Below are 20,324 nucleotides of genomic sequence, written 5' to 3'. Positions count from 1 at the left end.
CTGGCGCAGCATGCACCACGCGGCGAATGGCATCGCGCGGCTGGTGCGCGAGGAAGTGCATGCCCGCATCCATCTTGTCGCGACGATCCTGCTGGGCAGTGCCGGTGTCGCGTCCGGGCTTCCGCCGGAGCGTTGGCGCTGGCTGGTCGTCGCCTGCGCGCTCGTCTGGATGGCCGAGGCTTTCAACACCGCCATCGAACGCCTCGCCGACCGAGTTTGCCCCACCCAGGATCCCGCCATCGGCGCCGCCAAGGACCTTGCAGCAGGCGCGGTGCTCCTCGCCGCCATCGCCGCGCTTGCGATTGGCCTCAGTCTCCTCCCAGCCCTCACCGGAGTCCGGTCATGAAGGTCAAGATGATCCTGCCCGCGCTCGCAGAGGCGAAGAGCCCCTTCTGGCGGCCGATCAAATACTCGCTGTTCCCGCCGCTGGGCCTCGCGACGCTCGCCGCCTTCCTCTCGCCGGACGACGTGGTGGAACTGGTCGACGATCATGTCGAGACCTGGCGTGACGACGACGCACCCGATCTGGTGGTGATGCAGGTCTATATCACCAACGCCTACCGCGCCTATGCGATTGCCGATCGCTACCGGGCGCGCGGCTGCCATGTCGCGCTGGGCGGGCTGCACGTCACCGCGCTGCCCGACGAGGCGGCGGCGCATGCGGATACCATCTTCCTCGGCCCGGGCGAGCAGACCTTCCCGGCATTCCTGCGCGATCTTCGCGTCGGCACGCCGCGCGCCCGCTATGTCTCGGGCGGTGGGCGCAGTCTCGAGCATCTGCCGCCGGTGCGGCGCGATCTGATCAAGCGCAACCGCTACCTCGTTCCCAATTCGCTGGTAGTGACGCGCGGCTGCCCACAGCATTGCGACTTCTGCTACAAGGACGCCTTCTTCGCCGGCGGCCGCTCCTTCTACACCCAGCGGGTCGATGCGGCATTGGCCGAGATCGACCGGCTGCCGGGGCGCCATCTCTATTTTTTAGACGATCACCTGCTCGGCGATCGCCGCTTCGCCGAGGCGCTGTTCGAAGGGATGCGCGGCATGGGCCGCCTGTTCCAGGGGGCGGCGACGGTGGACGCCGTGCTCCGCGGCGACCTGATCGAGCGCGCCGCCGAAGTCGGGCTGCGCAGCCTGTTCGTCGGCTTCGAGACGTTCAGCCCCGCCAACCTCGCCGCGAGCAACAAGAAGCAGAATCTGGCGCGCGACTATGCCGAGGTCGCGCGGCGGCTGTCGGGCCTGGGCATCATGATCAACGGCTCGTTCGTGTTCGGCATGGACGAGGACGGCGAGGACGTGTTCGACCGCACCGTCGACTGGGCCGTGCGGCACGGCATCACCACCGCGACCTTCCACATCCAGACCCCCTATCCGGGCACGCGGCTGCACCAGAAGCTGACGGCGGAGGGTCGGATCACCTGCGAGGACTGGGACCGGTACGACACGCGCCATGTCGTCTACCGCCCGGCCCGGCTGACGCCCGAGGCGCTCAAGGCAGGCTATGACCGCGCCTATCGCGAATTCTATCGCTGGCAGAATATCGGCCGCGCGGCGTGGACGCATGACGGGGCCAAGCACCGCGCCAAGCATTTCTTCTACGCGGCCGGCTGGAAGAAGTTCGAGCCCCTGTGGAATCTGGTCATCAAGGCACATCGGCTGGGGGTGATGACGCCGGTGCTGGAAGCGGTGCTGTCCCGCGTCACCCGGCGCGAGGCAGCCGCCGGGCCGCAGGCGAAGGAGGCGCTGCCGTGCTGATCGCTGCCTTTTATATCACCTGGTTCTCGGTGCTCGCTGCACCGGCCGCGGGGGTCCTGCTCGTCCTGCGGTGGCAGGCGCGCGAGGGCACAGACCTGCGCCGAGGGCTCGCATGGGCAGCGGCCTATCTGGGAATGGTCGGGCTGTGCCTCGCGACCGGGCTGCAATGGTCGTGGCCGTTCCTGAACTTCCTCTCCTGCCTTGCCGCGCTCTATGCCTATTGGATCGCGGCAGCCGGCGCCCTGGCGATTTCGACGCGCTGGCTGCGTATCCCGGTGAGCGTCCTCGCCGCGCTGCCCCTTCTGCCCTCGCTGTTCCTCGGCACCATCGGCGCGCTCGCGCTCATCTTCGTGCTGGGAGACGTTCTCGACCCGCCGATCGAGACGCGCCGCCTGTCTTCCACGCGATTATGCGAGACGACGACGTGGGGCGCGGCTTTCGGCCCGAGCGGTTACACGGTGAGCATGTACTGGTCCCCGGTCTGGATCCCGATCCTGCGCTACACCCTGGCGTCGGACTCGGTCGACGAGACCAGTCCGGCACCCGGCCATGAAAGCGCCACCTGCGACAGCGTGGCGGCCAGCCTCTAGCCCCGCCCTGCGGCCGCGTCCGCCAGCCATTCCTCCAGATTGGTCCAGCCATCGCCGTTGCGGTCGGTCGCGCCGTCGCGGTGATCATGCGGGTTGAGCCCGTGCGCGCGTTCCCAGGCGTCTGGCATCCCGTCATTGTCGCTGTCCTTGGGCGCGGGGGCGGCCTTCAGTTCGGGCCAGCCGCCAACGTCCCGCTGGCTGTCGATCTGGTGCCCGCTACGGTCGCGCACCCCGGCAACGATCCGGGCATCGACGCCGTCGCGTGCCTTCGAGGCACCCGCGTTCGCCAGCACCCGCGCATAGGCCTGCGGTGCCGGATCGCGCGTCACCGCCGGCATCGGCAGCGGCGCCGCCAGCCGATAGCCCTCGGGCGAAATCCCGTCGACGAGGCTCCACGGGTCGGCGGGGATGGTGCCGTTCATGCTGTTCCCGGCGAACCACGCCTTGGCCAGCGTGTTGCTCTCATGGAAGGCGATCGGCTTTTCCGACTGCGGGCCCATCACATAGGCGTTGTCGACGAAGTTGTAGCGGGCGAGCGAGGCCTTGTCGGCATTGTAGCCGGACCAGCCCTTCCCCCAATTGTAGAACACGTTGGAGCGGAAATCGAAGAAGGCGCCCTCGGGGTCGACCTCCGGACCGCTGTAATTGCCGGGCCGCGGCATCCGCGCCTCGTGATTGGCCCAGAGATTGTGGTGGAAGCTGATCCGCGCGCCGCGTCCGCCGCGGATCAGGCTGCCATAGCCATGCTCGCCCTTGGCGTGCAGCGAATGGGTAAGCGAGTCCGCGATGATCGACCATTGCACGGTCAGGTCCCAGAAGCCCTCGCCTGCCCGGGTGTAATTGGCCGAGGCCGAAAGCGTCTCGTCCACCGACCAGCTCGCCGAGACATGGTCGAGGATGATGCGGTGCCCGCCCAGGATCCAGATCGCGTCGGATTCGGTGCGGCTCTCGTCCCCCAGCCGCGAGCGGATATAGCGGACCACTACATCGTCGGCGGCTACCTCCAGCGGGTGATCGCGCAGCGTGATGCCGTCGCCCGGGGCAGACTGGCCGGCGATCGTCACCTGCCCCTCGCGGATGCGCAGCGGCTTTTCCAGCCGGATCGTGCCCGAGACGCGGAACAGGATCGTGCGCGCGCCGGGTGTCTCCACCGCCTCGCGCAGGCTGCCGGGGCCGCGATCGTTGAGGGTGGTGACGAACAGCACCTTGCCGCCGCGCCCGCCTTTGGCCAGCGCACCCGCCCCTTCCGCGCCGGGAAAGGCGGGCACCGGCCGCTCCTGCGCATGGGCAGGAGCGGCCGAGGCCAGGAGCAGCGTGGTCAGCGCGGCGCTGCGCATCAGAAGCTCAGCCGCACGCCGGCGGTGATGATCCGTCCGGTGCTGCCGTAGATCTGCGAGACCGGGTTGGCCGCATACATGGTGCGATATTGCGGCTGATTGGTGAGGTTGCGCGCTTCCAGGCTGAAGCGGGCGAACTTGGTGATATTGATCGCGAAGGCGGCGTCGAGATTGAATTGGTTCTCGTTATAGCCAAAGTCCGCGAACACCGGCGAGTTGCACGCGGCACCCGCATTGGTGTTGGTGCCGACCGAGCAGGTGCCCGTCGCCAGCGGGAAGCGATTGACGTAGCGCGTGCGGTACGCGCCCGAGAAGCGCAGCGACCAGAGCTCGTTCTCGTAATAGAGCGTCGCGTTGAACGCATCCGGCGAGGTGTTGAGGAAGGGCGCGGTCGCATAGCTGTTCTGCGCCGTGCCCGCACCACCGGCCTGGGTGGTCGCCAGCACGGTGCCGGTCAGATAGCTCAAGCTCGAGTCGATATGGGTGTAGTTGGCCGTCACGCCCATCTTGTTGAACGGTGCCGGCAGGAACCAGAAATCGGTCTGCAGATTGACCTCGATCCCCTTGATCGTACCGCCGGGCGCGTCCTTGAACTGACGCACCGCCCAGGTGCCGCCGGCCTGGGTGTAGGCGCGCAGCGTCGCATCGGTCATCGAAGCGAGGATCTGGTTGTAGATCGCCGGCTCGAACACGCTGGACAGCGGCGCCTCACCCGCAAGCTGCTGCGGGAAGCTGTCGAGATTCTTCTTGAACAGCGCCACGGCGATCAGGCCATTGTTCCGGAAATACTTCTCGATGCTGAGGTCGAGATTCGTCGCCCGGAACGGGCTGAGATAGGGATTGCCGACGGTGAGCGACGGCGCCGATCCGTTGACCGCCAGCGTGCTGGAGAAGGCGGTGGTGCCCGGCGTCAGGCTGGAGAGCTGCGGACGCGACATCACCTTGGCGGCGGCGAAGCGGATCAGCAGGCCCGGCTTGGCTTCCCAGTTGATGTTGGTCGAGGGCAGCCAGTCCCAATATTCGTTGTTGGCCACGACCGGGATCCCGGCGATGCCGTCGGCGCCGCCAACATTGCCGCGGCCCTTCACCTTGGTGTTGGCGACGCGCAGCCCGACATTGCCGCGCAGCGGGCCGCCGAGCAGCGTCAGGTCATAGTCGACCTGGAAGAAGCCCGAGGCGTCGCGCTCCTCGACGCCGCCGCCCTGGCGGCCATCTGCCACCACGCGGAAATCGCCCCATTTGTTGACGCAATTGCAGTCAATGCCGAACGCGTTGACGAACTTGCCCAGATCGGGCGCGAAAAAGCTCGTCGGCGTACCGGCCGGCAGATTAAGCCCCTGGCCGAAACCATAGACCGAGCCGAGCGAGGTAACGTTCAGCTTCGCCTCGGCCAGCGTCGGGTTGAGCGCCTCGATCGACTGGGCGCGACGCTGCTGATCGGCGAAATAGCTGAACTTCTTGTAGGTACCGCCGAAGCGGATCGTCAGCTCCGGCACCGCTTCGAACGCGAAGTTGAGCCGGCCCACGCGGTATTCGTTGGTCACCTGGTTCTTGAACACGCGGATGGTGGAGAGGCCCTTCACCAGCGTCCAGCTGTTCGGATCGGCGACGTTGAAGCCGGGGTTGAAGATCGGCATCTTGCCGCCGCCGCGCTCGTCGAAGACATAGCCGTTCTGGTCGATCGCATTCACCTCGGCCAGGTAGCCCGTCGCATCGAACACCGACTTGGACCAGCCGATCGTGCCGTCCATGGTCAGACGCTCGCCGAAATCCTGCCGCAGATTGAGCGTGGCCTGCTTGAATTCGGTAGAGCCGCTCTGCGTATCGATCGAACTGCGCCAGTCCACCCGATCGAGCTGGAGATAATCGGCCTGGCCCGCGGCATTGACGTTGGCGGCACGCACGACGGTGTTCGGACGACCGATCAGCTGCGTGTAATAGCCGGTCTGGTTCGACGTGGCGACATAGCCGGGCGAATTCGGATTGTTGTAATAGTCGAATGCGCTGAGATTGTTGGGATTATAGCTGTTGAAATAGCCGGGCAGCACGCTGCTGCCGTTGAGCTGCTGGCCACAATCGACGATCGCGCTTTGCGTGCAGACCGGATAGAGCGCGACGCGATCGGCATTGCCATTGGTGGTGCCGACGGCACGAAGGGTGTTCTGGGTCACCCGGGTGTTGGTACCGTTGCGATTCAGGCCGATCGGCGTGATGCCGGCCAGTTCGCTGTCCTGATCATATTTCGAATAGACGCCGTCGAGGATGATCTCGGTGCGCTCGGTCGGCTGCCACTGCGCGGTCGCGGTAAGCCCCAGTCGCTCGTAGTTCAGCTTCTGGCGGTTGATCGATGGCAGGCCGGGAATGATCGTGGTGGGCGTGAGCAGCGCATAGGCCGCTGGATCCGAACCGAACGTCGCGCCGGTGCCGCCGGGGCGGGCGAAGCCGTAGGTCGGCGGGGTGACGCCGTTGATCTGCGAGTTGCGATAGACATAGTCGAACACGCCGATGCCGCGGCGGTAGGAATCGATCTGCTGTTCCTGCTTCTGATAGGCGCCAGAGACGAGCACCCCGAAATTGTCCGCCAGCTTGACCGAGGCAAGGCCGGTAAAGCGCGGGTTCCACGTCTTGCCGTTCTCGCGATACTCGCCCTCGCCGCCCAGGGCGAAGCGATTGCCCTTATAGGCGAGCGGGCGCCCGGTGGTCAGGTCGATGATCGCCCCGAGCGAGCCTTCGTCATTCTCCGCGGCGGTCGACTTGGTGATCTTGACGCCGCCGAACAGCTCCGAGGCGAAGGTGTTGAAATCGAAGCCGCGGCTGCGGTTGGCGCCAGCGTCGGACTGATTGCCGCCCGCGACATTCTGCGCATCCGCGCCGTTGAGGCGCACCGACTGGAAGTCGCCGCCCAGGCCGCGCACGGTGATCGATCGGCCTTCGCCATTGTCGCGGTCGATCGAGACGCCCGGCAGGCGCTGGATGGATTCCGCAAGATTGGCATCCGGGAAGTCGGCGATGTCTTCCGCCGTGATCGCATCGACGATCTGGTTCGAGCGCCGCTTGAGGTTCAGCGCGTTCTGCAGCGAGGCACGGAAACCGGTGACAATGATCTCGGCGCCGGTCTGCGGATCGATCGGCGACGGCTCCTCCTGCACGCTCGCGTCGCGCTGGGCTTCGACGGTGGCGACGGGATTACCCTCCTTGACCTGCGCGAACGCGGGCGTGGCTAGCGCCAGCGCCAGTCCCAGCGCCCCCATCGACGTGCCAAATCGCAGCGTGCCGCCGATGGCCGCGTTCGAATACCCAAGATCTTTCATCCGGACCTCCCCGTGTTCGTCATCCGCATGACGCCGTGCTGCACTGCGAAACGAAGGGAAGTAACGGGCGCAGCCGACTTCGCAGACGCGGCAAGTGCCGGCGTACTTGTGCTAGGTCAGGGCCGCGACTTTCCTCTCCCGCGCCCGCGGCGACTCTATCGGTCGCCTTGGCGCAAGCGCTGCGTCACGCTTGGTTGGCGGTATTTGTTGCAGCGGATGCCATCATGTCAACCGGTGTCATCAACGGAGAAGCAACAATTTCCAATGGCTGCGGCACGACGGCAACAGCCGGGATCAGTCGTCGATGCGGCGCGGCGGGGCGACGGAGGCGCGATGGATAAGGGTCGATGGGAACAGAGACGGCTCCTCAACCCCCTGATCGTCGCCGAAAAAGTCTGCGAGCAGCTTGAGTGCGGCGGAACGGCCCATCGAGATGATCGGCCAGTGTACCGTCGTCATCGGCGGCCAGATGTGCGAGGCGATCGCGGTGTCGTCGAAACCGATGATCGACAGGTCCTCGGGCACGCTCATTCCCCTGCGTCGGGCGGCGTGGAGCGTTGCCGCCGCCATCTCGTCGTTGCAGGCGAAGATCGCGGTCGGCCGCGGCGAGAGATCCAGCAGCCGGTCGGCGGCAGCGAGGCCGCTTTCGAAGGTATAGGTGCCATCGGCGATCAGGCTGCGCGGCAACTTGATGCCCGCCTCGGCGAGCGCCTGTTCGAAACCCTTGCGCCGCTCCCGCGCCGAGCGGAAGCCATGCGGCCCCGCAATCAACCCGATGCGGTGATGGCCGAGCGCGATGAGATGGTTGATCGCCTCCACCACCACGTCGCTGTCGTTGGAGGCGACCATGTGCTCAGGCGCATCGAGCGCGGTCGAGCCCATGCGGACGTAGCGCGTGCCAAGATCGCGACAGAGCTCGGCCAGCATGTCGTTCTCCGACACGGGCGGCAGGATCAGCACGCCGTACAGCCGCTGCCGTTCGAGAAAGGCGCGCACGTCCGACAGCATCGTCGAGGAACCGCGGTCGATCGGGCGCACGATCAGCTCGAACTCGGTGTCGCGGATCGCCTCCAGGATGCCTGCCTGGACGTTCATCACCATCTGCGCGTTGGGATTGTCGTGGATCAGCCCGAGCAGGAAGTTGCGCCGGAGGGCGAGCGCGCGCGCCTGAACGTTGGGGACGTACCCCAGATCGGCGATCACCGCCTCCACCTTGGCGCGCGTATCGTCGTTCAGCAGAGGCGAGCGGTTGATGACGCGGCTTACGGTCTTCTTGGAGACGCCGGCAATGCGCGCGACATCGTTGATGGTGGGCTTTCCCGTCTTCTCCATGGCGCGATGCTATACGGCGCGGCGAACGATTGCGATAGCCAGACACGGAGCAGATAAGATGCTGCGCCGCATCAACTTTCAGCTGCCCGGCTGGATATAGGGCACGCGCGCGAACAGCTCGCGTTCCCAGCGGCGCGGATCGTCGGCCATGCGGCAGGCGGTGTCGAACAGCATGGTTGCGCGGGTCCGCAGCGCATAGGGTTCCCACGCCGGCAGACCGGGTGCGGCGGGCCTGCCGGTACGGGCAAGCGCAGCGAAGGCGCCCATGACCTGCCGGCTCAGTCGCTGCGCCGCCCGCCCGGTGCCCGTATAGGCCCCCGGCGCCGACAGCGTGCCGAAGGCGAGCGCGATGTCCATGGTATGTGGCGCGCCGCGTTCCGGTTGCGTGGGCGATGCGAAATCGACCTGATAGACCCAAGTCGCCTTGGCGCCCGCCGCGGCACGCGCATCCGCCTCGATGACCTGACCGCGCCAGCTTCGGCCGGCGGTGGTGGCACGGTAGAAGATGTCCTGCGGCGTATCCGTCGGGAAGCGCGCCCGATATTCTTCCACCACCCATTCGGGCAGGATGTCGATCTTCAGGTCGGGCGCCATGCGCGCCGCGAGATTGTCCCAGGTCAGTGTACGGATCCGCTCCGAGCGGGGATCGATGAAGGCCCGCGTCTCGTCGTGCGTGTTGCCCAGGATCATCGGGATCGCCAGCGACTGTGGATGGGCATCCGGCCAGAAGGGGTGCCGCGTGAGCCAGCGCATGTCGAGCACCGGTCCGAAATAGACGCCACCGCCCAGGATCGGATCGCGCGCGTCCTGCGCCTCTACCAGCCGCTCCGCCGGTGCGGCGACGGCCGCTTCCACCCCACCGCCCAGACGCTCCAGAAAGGCTTGCGTTCGCGCGGTGGCATTGAGAGGTCCCGATGCGGTGACCTGCTGCCCGCTCATCGTTGAGGCGCTGTGGAACAGCCCCTTGGCGGCGGACATCCCCATCAGCGTGGCGATCTTCGCGCCACCGCCCGACTGGCCGAACAGGAACACGCGCGATGGGTCGCCGCCGAACGCCGCGATGTTGTCGCGGATCCAGCGCAGCGCGAGGATCAGGTCAAGCTGCCCGACATTGCCACTGTCCGGAAAGCGCGGGTCGAGCCGGGCGAGGTACAGGTAGCCGAACGCGTTGAGGCGGTGGTTGACGGTGACGACTACCACATCCTCTGTACGGGCGAGCGTTGCGCCGTCGTTCAGCGGATCGGTGACGCTGCCGTTCGAATAGGCGCCACCATGAAAATAGACCATCACCGGCCGCCGCGCCGCAGGCGCGGTACCCGGAGACCAGATGTTGAGGAACAGGCAATCTTCGGACTGCGGTTCCGCCTTGAGGCCGCGCTGCGGGCAGATCGGCCCGAAGGCCTGCGCCATCGCCGCCACACGCGTCGCCGCAACGGGCGCACGAAAGCGTTCAGCCGTGCCATAGCGGATGCCGAGGAAGCGGGAGAGTTCCCCGTCCCGCGTTCCCGTGAAGCGCCCGGCCGGCGCCTCCACCACCGGATCGCCGGCAGCCCAGGCGCGCGGTGGCAGGGTGAGGGCAAGCCCGCCCGCCAGCACCGCGCGCCGGCTGGTCACCGCCGCACGTCCAGGCCGCCCTCGGCAAAGGCGGCGAGGTCGGCGCGGGTGAACAGGCTCGCATCGCCAGGCAGCGAATGCTTGAGCGCCGTGAGCGCCAACCCCGCTTCCGCCATGGCGCGGGCGTCGCCGCCCTCCAGCAGGCCGTGAAGCACGCCCGCTGCGAAGGCGTCGCCGCCGCCGATCCGGTCGACGATCCCGCTGACTCGCAGTTCCTCGGTCTGGTGATGGCCCTCGCGCGTATCCACCCGCGCGGCGATGCGGTGGCTGTCGACATCGTCGACATGCCGCGCGGTCGAGGCGATCAGCTGGAGCTTGGGGAAGGCCGCGAACGCTGCCTCCGCCGCCTCCCGCCGCCGATCGGGGCCGTCGCCGGAGAAATGCTCGCCGAGCAGCAGCGAGATGTCGCGGTGGTTGCCGAACAGGATCTCGGCATGGCCGATCAGCTGGCTCAGCACGCTGCGGGGGTCGCTGTCCCAGGCTTCCCACAGCTTGGCGCGGTAGTTGCCGTCGAACGACACGGCGATGCCGCGCGCGCTCGCTGCCTCGGCGGCGGCGATGGCGGCGGCCGCCGTGTTCGGGCCCAGCGCAGGGGTGATGCCGGAAAGGTGTAGGCGCGTCACGCCGTCCAGCAGCGCCTCCCAGTCCCACGCCTCGGCCGGTCGATCGGCGAACACCGAGTGCGCGCGGTCGTAGACGATCTCGGACGCGCGCAGCCCTGCACCCGGGGTGAGGAAATAAAGGCCCATGCGCCCGGCCTCGGACACGACGTGGCGGGTATCCACGCCGCGCCGGCGAAGCTCGCCGATTGCCGCCCCGCCCAGCGGATTGGCCGCGACCGCGCTGATCATCGCCACGTCATGCCCCAAGCACGCGAGCCCGGTGGCGACATTGGCCTCCGCCCCCGCGATCGCCACGTCGAGCTTGGGCGTCTGCAATAGCAGCTCGCGGCCCGGCGGCGACAGCCGCAGCATCATTTCCCCAAAGAACGCGAACGTCATCGTGCCAGCCAGCCTCCGTCAACCGCGAGAACATGGCCCTGCACATAGTCCGAAGCGCGGGACGCAAGGAAGACCGCCGCGCCGCCCAGATCCTCGGGATCGCCCCAGCGTGCCGCCGGGATGCGCTCCAGGATCTGGCGGTTGCGGGTCTCGTCGGCCTGCAGCGCCGCGGTGTTGTTGGTGGCGATATAGCCCGGCGCGATCGCGTTGACGTTGACGCCCTTCGATGCCCACTCGTTCGCCAGCAGCTTGGTGAGGCCGCCGATGCCCGACTTGGAGGCGGTATAGCTCGGCACACGGATGCCGCCCTGGAAGGTCAGCATCGAGGCGATGTTGATGATGCGTCCGCGCTCGCCCGTCTCGCCGAAGCGGCGGACCATGAACTTGCCCGCCGCCTGGCAGAGGAAGAACACGGATTTGAGGTTGGTATCGACCACCGCGTCCCAATCTTCCTCGGTGAAATCGAGGCTGTCGGCACGGCGGATGATCCCGGCATTGTTCACCAGGATGTCGATTTTCCCCAGCTTATCCACAGCCTCGTCCACAACCCTTTGCACAGGTTCGATGGTCGAGAGATCGGCGGAGACGATCTCGGCGCGGCGGCCGAGATCGCGTACCTTGGCGACGGTTTCCTCGGCCGGCGTGCGCCCCACGGCCGCGATGTCCGCGCCGGCTGCCGCGAGCGCCAGCGCGATGCCCTGGCCGATGCCGGTATTGGCGCCGGTGATGACGGCCACCTGGCCGGTCAGATCGAACGGATTGGTCATGAATGCCCCTCTCCCCCTCCCACTTGCGGGGAGGAGCCGGGGGGTGGGCCCCCGCAATCCATGAAGCCTATCGCGCGCGAAGGCCGGAGGCCCACCCCCCGGCCCCTCCCGCGCGCAGAAGGGGGAGTATGTCTAGCTGCGCTTACGAGAGACTGCGAAGATAGTCGCTGATCGCCGCGTCCTGCGAATTGGCGTAGAAATACTCGGCGAACTTCTCGCCGGCGATCGCCGCGCGGAGCAGATCCTGGTCCACGGTCTTCAGCACGGTTAGCATGTCGTTGCAGGTCACGCGCTTGAGGTCTGCGAGGATTCCGCGATTCTTGCGCATGATCTCGGCGCGCTCCTTGGGATAGCCAAGTCCGCGCTCACCCTCGAACAGCTTGCGGTAAACGTCTTCCAGGTTGAGCTCCGCTGCCCAGCCAAAGCCCTTGGCATAGGGCATCGAGATCGCGTTGCCGTCGTTGATCTGGCCGAACAGGAAGGCGTCGGTCGGGTCGATCACCAGGCCGCAGAACACGCCCGGCATCGCGTTGCAGGCGAGCATCGAGCCCATGCCGGTGCCGCAGCCGGTAACGACGAAATCGACCGCCTTGGAGTTCAGCAGGATGCCAGTGAGCAGGCCGTTCATCACATAGGTGAGCGAAGCCGAATCCTCGGCCGAATACATGCCGTAATTGAACACCTGGTGGCCCAGCGGCTCGGCAACGTTGGTAAGCGCCTGGTGAATGATGCCGTTTTTGGCGGCCTGGCTGTTCTCGGTGATCAGCGCAATCTTCATCGTCCTCGTCCCTTCTGCTTGCGGCGACACCGGTTACCATAGCCGATCCGGCGGCGCTCGTATTTTGCGGATGCGGCCGGCATGTCGCCCGCCGCATCCCGAATTTCAACCGCTTATGCGGGCGTTCCGAGCTTGTAGGCCTTGCGGACCAGCCCGTTGGTGAGTTCGAACGCCAATTCCGCCGCCTCCCAGTCGAGCAGCCGCCCCTCGGCGACCAGCCGCGCGAGGAAGCCGCAGTCGATCCGCCGCGCAACATCATGCCGCGACGGGATCGAAAGGAAGGCGCGCGTGTCGTCGTTGAAGCCGACGGTGTTATAGAATCCCGCGGTCTCGGTAACCTGCTCGCGGAAGCGGCGCATGCCCTCCGGGCTGTCGTGGAACCACCAGCTGGGACCGAGCTTCAGGCATGGATAATGGCCGGCGAGCGGCGCCAGTTCGCGCGCATAGACCGTTTCGTCGAGCGTGAAGAGGATGATCGAGAGGTCGGTCGAGGTACCGAAGCGATCGAGCAGCGGCTTGAGCGCATGAACATAGTCCGTCGCCATCGGGATGTCCGCGCCCTTGTCGCGGCCATGGCTGGCGAACAGGCCGCCATTGTGGTTGCGGAAGCTGCCCGGATGGATCTGCATCACCATCCCGTCGTCGACGCTCATCGCTGCCATCTCGGTGAGCATCTGGGCACGGAACAGCTCGGCATCGGCCGGAGTCCACGCGTCGCCGAGGATCTTCGAGTACAGCGCGGCGGCTTCGACCTTGCTCAGGTTCGCGGTGCGCGCGGTCGGGTGGCCATGGTCGGTCGCGGTTGCACCGGCAGCACGGAAGTCGGCGCGGCGTTTGCGGTGCGCGGCGAGATAGCCGTCCCAGCTGTACACGTCCTCGCCGGTCTTCTCGGCGAAGACCCGGAGCGCGCCGTGGAACTGCTCATGCTCGACATCGATCACCGCATCCGGGCGATAGGTGGTCACGACGCGGCCGCCCCAGCCCGATGCCTGGATCGCATGGTGCGGCGAAAGATCGTCCTGTGGGCCTTCGGTCGTGGCGAGGAACTCGATGTTGAAGCGATCGAACAGGGCACGTGGACGGAAATCGTCGCGCGCCAGCTTTTCGTTGATCGTGTCGTAGTAGAAGTCCGCTGTCTCGGCATCGAGTGCAACGTCGAAACCGAACACCTCGCCGAACACATGGCCCAGCCACATGGCCGACGGCGTGCCACGGAACAGATGGAGATGCTCGGCAAAGGTGCGCCATGCTGCGCGCGGGTCCGTCGCCGGCATGCCCGCCTTGCTCGGCACGCACAGCGCGTCGAGCGACACGCCCTGCGAGTAGAGCATGCGGTAGATATAATGATCCGGCGAGAGCAGCAGCTCGGTGGCGTTGGACCAGTTGGCGTTGGTCGAGAACCAGGTCGGATCGGTATGGCCGTGCGGGCTGATGATCGGAAGCCCGGCGACCTCCCGGTATAGGTCGCGCGCGATCGCACGGGTGCGATCCTCGGCCGGCAGGAGCCGGTCGGGATCGAGCTTCAGCGGCTTGGCCATCGGGTACTCCGGTAACGTCAGTGTTGAATCAGGCGCCCATGTCGACGCGGGCGAGCCGCGGTGACAGGAAATGGACGCAGGCAAGGGCGATGAAATAAGCGCTGCCGGCAACTGCGAACAACGGCCAGTAGCTGCCGATCCGCGCCAGCACTTCGCCGGCATAGAAAGACATCAGGATGCCGCCCACCGCGCCGACGGTACCGCCGATGCCGATCACCGAGCCCACCGCGCCGCGCGGGAACATGTCCGCGGGGAGCGCATAGAGGTTGGCCGAGAAGGCCTGGTGCGCGGCAGTCGCGATGCCGATCACGGCAACGGCCATCCAAACGCTGGTCAGCGATTCCGCGAACAACACCGGCAGCACCGCGAAGGCGCAGACCAGCATCGTCACCTTGCGCGCGACATTGGCGGTGTAGCCCGCGCGCATCAGCCGCGAGGAAAGCCAGCCGCCGGCGACGCTGCCCATGTCGGAAACGAGGTAGATCGCCGCGAGCGGGATGCCGAAGGACTTGAGATCGAGGTGGTACCGCTCGAACAGATAGCCCGGCAGCCAGAACAGGAAGAACCACCAGATCGGATCGATGAAAAACTTACCTAGGGCGTAGGCCCAGGTCTCGCGCTTCGTGAGCACGGCACCATAGCCAAGCTTCTGCACCTTGTCGGCGGGGTCCTGCTCGATCCAGGCGAGTTCCGCCTCGGTCACCTTGGGATGCTCGCGCGGGCTGCGGTAGAGCATCCACCAGGCGATCAGCCAGACGAAGCTGACCAGGCCGGTGATGACGAAGGCCGACCGCCAGCCCCAGGCCAGCACCATGACCGGAATGACCAGCGGGGTGAGCACCGCGCCGATGTTCGCACCGGCGTTGAACACGCCGATCGCAAAGGCGCGCTCCTTCGCCGGGAACCACTCGGTTACCGCCTTGATGCCGGCGGGAAAATTGCCCGATTCGCCGATCCCCAGCGCAAAACGGGCGATCGCAAACTGGGTGATGTTGTGCGCGGCGCCGTGGAAGATATGGGCGATCTGCCAGACGACGAAGGCGATGGTGTAGCCAACGCGCGCGCCGACCTGGTCGACGATCTTGCCGAACAGGATGTAGCCCACGGCATAGGCGAACTGGAACCAGATGATGACGCCGGCAAAGTCCTTCTCGGTCCAGTGCAGGTCCGCCATCAGCGTGGGCTTCAGCACGCCGATCATCTGCCGGTCGACATAATTGATGATCGTCGCCGCAAACAGCAGCGCGCAGATCATCCAGCGATAGCGCCCCACCCGCGCCACCGCGCCGCCCACCACGGCCTCGCCCTTGCTCGTCATCACCTCTCCAATCCCACTCCGCCGACGCCCGGGATCATGCGATCCCGATCGTGCACCGCACCCGCATGTCCGATCCGAACTGCGCCTCGACCTTCGCTCCGGCCTCTACCGGATGCACGCCGGTGACGGCGCCGGTAGAGATCCACTGCCCTTCGGCCAGTGGCAAGCCCTTGGCCGCACGTTCGAACAAGAAGCGCACCGCTCCGATCGGTCCGTCGAGCATGGCGCTCGCGGTGCCGGTTCCAGCGACCTCCCCGTCGATCGTTAGCGACACGGGCGCGCCAAGGAAATCCTCTTCAGAAGATATACGGTATCCGATCAGGAGACCATTATTGTTGCCGAAGTCGGAAACCGTCACCGCAGGGCCGTGCCCGTTGATGCCGGCGAAGGGCGAGCTGGCGATCTCGATCCCGACGCGCAGTTCCGCGACATAAGGCAGAACCTCCTCATTGGTCCAAGCCCGATCGAAGTCGGCCGGAAGCGGCCCCAGCTTTACCAGATATTCGGCCTCCGCCGCGCCGAACCCGTCGCGGAAAATCCCCATCTCCGGCACCTGTCCGTCCTCTGCCCAGACGATGCTGTCGGCGAAGATCGGCCCGGCCAGGCGGTTGGCGCCGAACTGCGCGACCAGGGCATCGGGCACGCGGCCCACCTTCCACCCGGCGACCGGCTTGCCGAACAGCGCGATCGCGCGCGACTGGATGGCATAGGCCTCCTCCAGCGTCTGCGGCATCGCCCCGGGATAGTCGGCGAACCCCTGCCGCGCGCGGCGTGCCGCCACGAATGCCTGCGCGATGGCCTCCGCGTGTGCCTGCTCCGCCAATGCTTCTTTCCCTTCCATAGTCCGTCCCTGCCGTGCGCGGGGCCGGTCGACACCGGTGTCCGCGTGCATTGTGATTCAAAGGCGCTCCGGTCGGCCGAAACCGGCCGGAGCGCAAGGTGGAGGTGCCGAAAGGATCGGCTCCCGGGTGAAATCGATCGCGCGCCGCTTCTGCCTGCGGTCAGGCGTGAGGACGCAACCCGCCGTTCGGCAGGTAGCCGGCGCAGCAAGGCCGCACCGCGCGACGGACGATGGTGAAGCTCGTATCCTGCATTCCGAAGGAGCCTGGACCTTTTGCAGGCCGCCGCGCCGAGCAGCGCGATGGCCGCGCCGTCGTCGGGTATGGCGCGCCCGGCGTTGCAACACCGTTGCCGCGCGTCGGTCGCGACCGCACCTGCGCCGGCACCGATCTTCGCCCGATCCGCCCTCGGGCGCGCGCCGCGACTGCCTTGGTCAATGGATGCCTCCCTCTCGCGCCCCTTTCCGATGTTCTGCTCCGGCGAGCGGGAAAGGTGGCGACGCATTTGATACCGGTGTCACTTCACTCCGTCAACGCCACTCTGCAGCGCCGCCCGGTCAGCCAAGCTGCGTTACGAGGCGTCCGTTCACGCGAACGCCGTCCAGCGCGAGCCCTTCCGTATGGCGGATGATGCTGGGCTGTGTGACGCCTTCGAAGCTGCAATCCCGCAGGGTAATTCCGCTCACCGGCGCGCCGGGTAGCCCCTGGCTGTCCAGCACCTGCGCGGCATTCCTCGCTCGCAGCCGCTCGATCACGACGTTGCGCAGGCGCGGCACGAACGGCCCCCTGGCGCCTTCCTCATAATTGAAGTCGCAGGTGACCGCCGAACGGCTCACCGTGCCGACATCAAGGTCGCGATAGTAGAAATTCTCGAGCAGCCCGCCGCGCAGCGCGTTGTTCTTGAAGCGAACGGCATACCAGAGGTCGGGGCTGTCCATGACGCATCGCTCGGCGAAGATCCAGCGCACGCCGCCGGAAATCTGCGAGCCTACCACGACGCCGCCATGCCCTTCCTTCATCCGGCAATCGCGGATCAGGATGTTCTGCGCCGGCGTGGCGAGCCGACGCCCGTCCTCGTTACGGCCGGAATTGACGGCGATGCAATCGTCGCCGGTATCGAAGGTGCAGTGCTCGATCAGCGCGCCATCCACCGATTCCGGATCGCATCCGTCATTGTTGGGCCCATGGCCGACAATATCGACGCCGCGCACGATCAGGTTGCGGCACAAGACCGGGTGAATTTGCCAGAAAGGCGATCCGCGCAGCTTTACGCCTTCGATCAGCACATTCTCGCAGTCATAGGGCTGGATGAAGGCGGGGCGCAGAAAGGATCCTTCACCGAATACCCGCTTCTCCACCGGCACACGCCGCTCGGCCATGTCGAACAGGATTGCGCGCGCCTTGCGCTGATCGGGCATGCCCTCGCGCCAGCCATGGTCGACCGTACCGCCCCAGGGCCCCTTCCACGACCACCAATGCTCGGCACTCCCCTGCCCGTCCAGCGTGCCCGCGCCGGTGATCGCGATGTTGCGCTGGCGCCGGGCATAGACGAGCGGCGAATAGTTCATCAGCTCGATCCCCTCCCAGCGGGTGAAGACCAGCGGATAATCCCTGGGGTCGGTGGAGAAGAGCAGCGTTGCGCCGGCCTGGACGTGCAGGTTGACGTTGGAGCGAAGATGCACCGCGCCGGTGCGGAACCGGCCCGCCGGCACCACCACCCGGCCGCCGCCCGCCTCTGCACAGGCCGCGATCGCGGCGGCGATGGCCGCGGTGTTGAGCGTGGTGCCGTCACCGCGCGCGCCGTAGCGCGTCACGTCGAAATCGCGTGCGGGAAACACCGGCGGGAGCGCCGCCCGCGCGATCGCCGCGGCGCGCGCCCAAGGATCGGGCTCGGCAGCCTGCAACCTCCCGGGCAGCAGCGATAGCGCCGCACCGGCACTCGCATGGCCGAGCAGCGCACGACGGGACGGCGTGAACCCCATGTTCCTCTCCTGCAGATCCGGCATTGACACCGGTTGCAGGAAAGGTGTCGCGGAACCCGCCACCGGTCAAGCCCGGCCCTTACGGAATGCGGCCAGCCGTGGGATGCGCGCGCGGTGGGAATCGCCAAGATTCGGCCTATCGACACGGAGTTGGGCCATATTTGGAGGCCCCTGCGGGGGGTGGCGCCGCACCCCCGTTCTATAATGACTCCGTTCTCCCGGCTGGATCAGCGCCGGGCCAAGAGGGATCCGCAATGAAGACCATGCTCGCGCGGGTACGCGTGCCCGCGAAAATTCTGTCGGTAATCGGCGTGATCAGCCTGGTGACCGCCATCGTGACGTGGCTGGGGGCCAGCAGCCTCACCCATACCAATCAGGCCTATTCCGAACTGACGCTGTCGAAGCTGCCCAGCGCCACGCGCCTCGCGCGCCTCAACCGGCTAGTCGTAACGATCGCGTATGATGGCTATCGCGTGATGGCCTACGACGGCACCACCGCGATGGCGCGGACATCCGACGCCGAAGAGGCGACAAGCTACGAACAGGCCAAAGCGCTTATCGCGGAGATCGAGCGCGACGACCCGTCGACGTCGGCGATGATGCGGGACGTGCGGGACAAGCTGGAAACCGTCCATGCCCAGACCCGCGAGGCGATCAACCATGGCCGGCGCAACGACGATGCGACGGCGCTGCGGTCCCTCCAGCTCGCCGACCCGACGATCGAGGCGCTGGCCACGCAGCTCGTCTCCTTCAACAATAGCCGGTTGCAGGAGGCGACGCAGGTCTCGCACGGATTGCAGGCGCAGGGCGGCCGGATGGTGGCGACGCTCGTCACCATCAGCGTCGTTGCGATCCTGCTGGGCATGGCGCTCGGCTATTTCGTCTCGCGCGTCGGCATCACCGATCCGATGCAGGCGCTGCAGCGCGCGATGAAGGCGCTCGCCGGTGGCGATCTGCAGACCCAAGTGCCGGGCAGCGATCGCGGTGACGAACTCGGCGAGATGGCGCGCACGGTCACCGTGTTCCGAGACAACGCCATCGGGCTGGACACGGAGCGCAAGACCAAGGCCGAAGCGGACGCCGAACAGGCCCATGTGCTCGGCGCGCTGGAAACGCAGCTGGACGCACTGTCGCGCGGCGACCTGACCGCCAGCATCGACGCGCCGGTCGCAACGCGGTTCGATTCGGTGAAGGGCAATTTCAATCGCGCGGTCACCAACCTGCGCACGCTGATCGCGCAGGTGCTGGAGAGCGCCACCACCATCCGCACCGGATCGACCGAGATTGCCGCCGCTTCCGAGGATCTCGCCCGGCGCACCGAGGCCAATGCGGCAAGCCTGGAGGAGACTGCGGCGGCCGTGACCCAGATGGACCAGCGCCTGAAGGCCACCGCCCGTGCGGCAGAAACCACCGTGCAGCGCACCAATGGCGCGATGGGCACGGTGGACGAAGGCCGCGCGATCACCGACACCGCGGTGCAGGCGATGACGCGCGTTTCCGAAGGTGCCAAGGGCATCGACAGCGTGATCGAGGGGCTCGACAAGATCGCCTTCCAGACGCGCGTGCTGGCGATGAACGCCGCCGTCGAAGCGGGTCGCGCGGGCGAGGCGGGTCGGGGCTTCGCAGTGGTTGCCGATCTGGTCTCGCAACTCGCGATGCGCTCCGAGGAGGAGGCAAGCCGCGCGCGCGACCAGCTCAGCGCCACCCAGAAGGACATCATGGAGGCGGTGCACACCGTGCAGCAGGTCGATGGTGCGCTCGGCAGCATCTCCGCCGCCACGGCCGATGTCCACCAGTTGGTCAGCGCGATGGCCACCGACAACCAGGCCCAGGCCTCGGCCATCTCGCAGATCGCCAGCGCGGTGCAGACGATGGACCAGAGCACGCAGCAGAATGCGGCGATGGTGGAACAGACCTCCGCCGCCGCGCGCAACCTGAATGCGGAAGTCGCGAGCCTCAGCGACCGCGCCGGCACGTTCCAGGTGGGCGGCGCGCGCGCTGCCGTGCCGAAGCCGGCAAACGCACCGCGTGCCGCCACGCCGCGCGCCGGCTATGTCTCGCCGGTCAAGCCGCTGCCCGTCGCGGCGACGGCGGGGACGGATGCGGGAGACTGGGCAAGCTTCTGACGCGTGTCCCTGCGATCAGGAAAGCGGCCGGGAGCGCGA

The 20,324-nt window shown here is 66.9% G+C and carries 15 protein-coding genes; 4 read left to right on the top strand and 11 right to left on the bottom strand.

The window, feature by feature from the left end; genetic code table 11:
- Window positions 1–10 precede the first annotated feature (10 nt).
- From OIM94_RS00925 to OIM94_RS00915, 3 genes are read left to right on the top strand one after another with little or no spacing between them, the layout of a single operon-like run.
- A complete protein-coding gene (locus tag OIM94_RS00925; RefSeq protein ID WP_264608268.1) occupies window positions 11–346 on the top strand; it encodes a diacylglycerol kinase family protein in 336 nt (111 codons plus the stop codon).
- Window positions 343–1,752: a B12-binding domain-containing radical SAM protein gene (locus OIM94_RS00920; protein ID WP_264608267.1), complete on the top strand. Its 1,410-nt coding sequence runs from the start codon at window positions 343–345 to the stop codon at window positions 1,750–1,752. The genes OIM94_RS00925 and OIM94_RS00920 overlap by 4 nt, the downstream gene beginning before the upstream one ends.
- Window positions 1,746–2,342, top strand: coding sequence for a hypothetical protein (locus tag OIM94_RS00915; RefSeq protein ID WP_264608266.1), 597 nt, complete (start codon window positions 1,746–1,748; stop codon window positions 2,340–2,342). Before OIM94_RS00920 ends, OIM94_RS00915 begins: the two co-directional genes overlap by 7 nt.
- Here OIM94_RS00915 and OIM94_RS00910 read toward each other — a convergent pair.
- From OIM94_RS00910 to OIM94_RS00860, 11 genes are all read right to left on the bottom strand, one after another.
- Entirely contained in the window at window positions 2,339–3,679 is a 1,341-nt protein-coding gene (locus tag OIM94_RS00910; protein ID WP_264608265.1) for a pectate lyase, read from the bottom strand. The two genes, OIM94_RS00915 and OIM94_RS00910, sit on opposite strands and share 4 nt — an antisense overlap.
- On the bottom strand, window positions 3,679–6,990 hold the full coding sequence (locus OIM94_RS00905) for a TonB-dependent receptor domain-containing protein (RefSeq protein WP_264608264.1): 3,312 nt from the start codon (window positions 6,988–6,990) through the stop codon (window positions 3,679–3,681). Before OIM94_RS00905 ends, OIM94_RS00910 begins: the two co-directional genes overlap by 1 nt.
- A gap of 294 nt (window positions 6,991–7,284) precedes the next feature.
- On the bottom strand, window positions 7,285–8,322 hold the full coding sequence (locus tag OIM94_RS00900; protein ID WP_264608263.1) for a LacI family DNA-binding transcriptional regulator: 1,038 nt from the start codon (window positions 8,320–8,322) through the stop codon (window positions 7,285–7,287).
- Window positions 8,323–8,400: 78 nt separating this feature from the next.
- Window positions 8,401–9,936, bottom strand: a complete 1,536-nt coding sequence (locus tag OIM94_RS00895) for a carboxylesterase/lipase family protein (RefSeq protein ID WP_264608262.1) — start codon at window positions 9,934–9,936, stop codon at window positions 8,401–8,403.
- On the bottom strand, window positions 9,933–10,937 hold the full coding sequence (locus OIM94_RS00890) for a sugar kinase (protein WP_264608261.1): 1,005 nt from the start codon (window positions 10,935–10,937) through the stop codon (window positions 9,933–9,935). Before OIM94_RS00890 ends, OIM94_RS00895 begins: the two co-directional genes overlap by 4 nt.
- Entirely contained in the window at window positions 10,934–11,704 is a 771-nt protein-coding gene (kduD, locus tag OIM94_RS00885; protein ID WP_264608260.1) for a 2-dehydro-3-deoxy-D-gluconate 5-dehydrogenase KduD, read from the bottom strand. The genes OIM94_RS00890 and kduD overlap by 4 nt, the downstream gene beginning before the upstream one ends.
- 142 nt (window positions 11,705–11,846) lie before the next feature.
- Window positions 11,847–12,482: an RpiB/LacA/LacB family sugar-phosphate isomerase gene (locus OIM94_RS00880; protein WP_264608259.1), complete on the bottom strand. Its 636-nt coding sequence runs from the start codon at window positions 12,480–12,482 to the stop codon at window positions 11,847–11,849.
- 113 nt (window positions 12,483–12,595) lie between these two features.
- The gene (gene uxaC / locus OIM94_RS00875) at window positions 12,596–14,020 is read right to left on the bottom strand and encodes a glucuronate isomerase (RefSeq protein ID WP_264608258.1); all 1,425 of its coding nucleotides are present in this window, start codon (window positions 14,018–14,020) and stop codon (window positions 12,596–12,598) included.
- A gap of 28 nt (window positions 14,021–14,048) precedes the next feature.
- A complete protein-coding gene (locus OIM94_RS00870; RefSeq protein WP_264608257.1) occupies window positions 14,049–15,338 on the bottom strand; it encodes an MFS transporter in 1,290 nt (429 codons plus the stop codon).
- Window positions 15,339–15,372: 34 nt separating this feature from the next.
- A complete protein-coding gene (locus OIM94_RS00865) occupies window positions 15,373–16,179 on the bottom strand; it encodes a 2-keto-4-pentenoate hydratase (RefSeq protein ID WP_264608256.1) in 807 nt (268 codons plus the stop codon).
- A 555-nt stretch (window positions 16,180–16,734) separates the two neighbouring features.
- On the bottom strand, window positions 16,735–18,159 hold the full coding sequence (locus OIM94_RS00860; RefSeq protein ID WP_264608255.1) for a glycoside hydrolase family 28 protein: 1,425 nt from the start codon (window positions 18,157–18,159) through the stop codon (window positions 16,735–16,737).
- Window positions 18,160–18,413: 254 nt separating this feature from the next.
- On the opposite strand from OIM94_RS00860, the gene OIM94_RS00855 reads away from it, so the two are divergent.
- Window positions 18,414–20,285 carry a methyl-accepting chemotaxis protein gene (locus OIM94_RS00855; protein WP_264608254.1) on the top strand — a complete coding sequence of 624 codons (1,872 nt, stop codon included), beginning with the start codon at window positions 18,414–18,416 and terminating at the stop codon, window positions 20,283–20,285.
- Window positions 20,286–20,324 lie beyond the last annotated feature (39 nt).

Source organism: Sphingomonas sp. R1, from assembly GCF_025960285.1.
Lineage (GTDB): Bacteria > Pseudomonadota > Alphaproteobacteria > Sphingomonadales > Sphingomonadaceae > Sphingomonas.
This window is presented reverse-complemented; position numbering and strand designations above follow the sequence as displayed.

Excerpts from the sequence above, each read along its gene's own strand:
- OIM94_RS00880 (WP_264608259.1), bottom strand. The coding sequence starts at position 12,482 with ATGAAGATTGCGCTGATCACCGAGAACAGCCAGGCCGCCAAAAACGGC.
- kduD (WP_264608260.1), bottom strand. The coding sequence starts at position 11,704 with ATGACCAATCCGTTCGATCTGACCGGCCAGGTGGCCGTCATCACCGGC.
- OIM94_RS00920 (WP_264608267.1), top strand. The coding sequence starts at position 343 with ATGAAGGTCAAGATGATCCTGCCCGCGCTCGCAGAGGCGAAGAGCCCC.
- OIM94_RS00870 (WP_264608257.1), bottom strand. The coding sequence starts at position 15,338 with ATGACGAGCAAGGGCGAGGCCGTGGTGGGCGGCGCGGTGGCGCGGGTG.
- uxaC (WP_264608258.1), bottom strand. The coding sequence starts at position 14,020 with ATGGCCAAGCCGCTGAAGCTCGATCCCGACCGGCTCCTGCCGGCCGAG.
- OIM94_RS00890 (WP_264608261.1), bottom strand. The coding sequence starts at position 10,937 with ATGACGTTCGCGTTCTTTGGGGAAATGATGCTGCGGCTGTCGCCGCCG.
- OIM94_RS00855 (WP_264608254.1), top strand. The coding sequence starts at position 18,414 with ATGAAGACCATGCTCGCGCGGGTACGCGTGCCCGCGAAAATTCTGTCG.
- OIM94_RS00900 (WP_264608263.1), bottom strand. The coding sequence starts at position 8,322 with ATGGAGAAGACGGGAAAGCCCACCATCAACGATGTCGCGCGCATTGCC.
- OIM94_RS00925 (WP_264608268.1), top strand. The coding sequence starts at position 11 with ATGCACCACGCGGCGAATGGCATCGCGCGGCTGGTGCGCGAGGAAGTG.
- OIM94_RS00865 (WP_264608256.1), bottom strand. The coding sequence starts at position 16,179 with ATGGAAGGGAAAGAAGCATTGGCGGAGCAGGCACACGCGGAGGCCATC.
- OIM94_RS00905 (WP_264608264.1), bottom strand. The coding sequence starts at position 6,990 with ATGAAAGATCTTGGGTATTCGAACGCGGCCATCGGCGGCACGCTGCGA.
- OIM94_RS00910 (WP_264608265.1), bottom strand. The coding sequence starts at position 3,679 with ATGCGCAGCGCCGCGCTGACCACGCTGCTCCTGGCCTCGGCCGCTCCT.
- OIM94_RS00860 (WP_264608255.1), bottom strand. The coding sequence starts at position 18,159 with ATGGGGTTCACGCCGTCCCGTCGTGCGCTGCTCGGCCATGCGAGTGCC.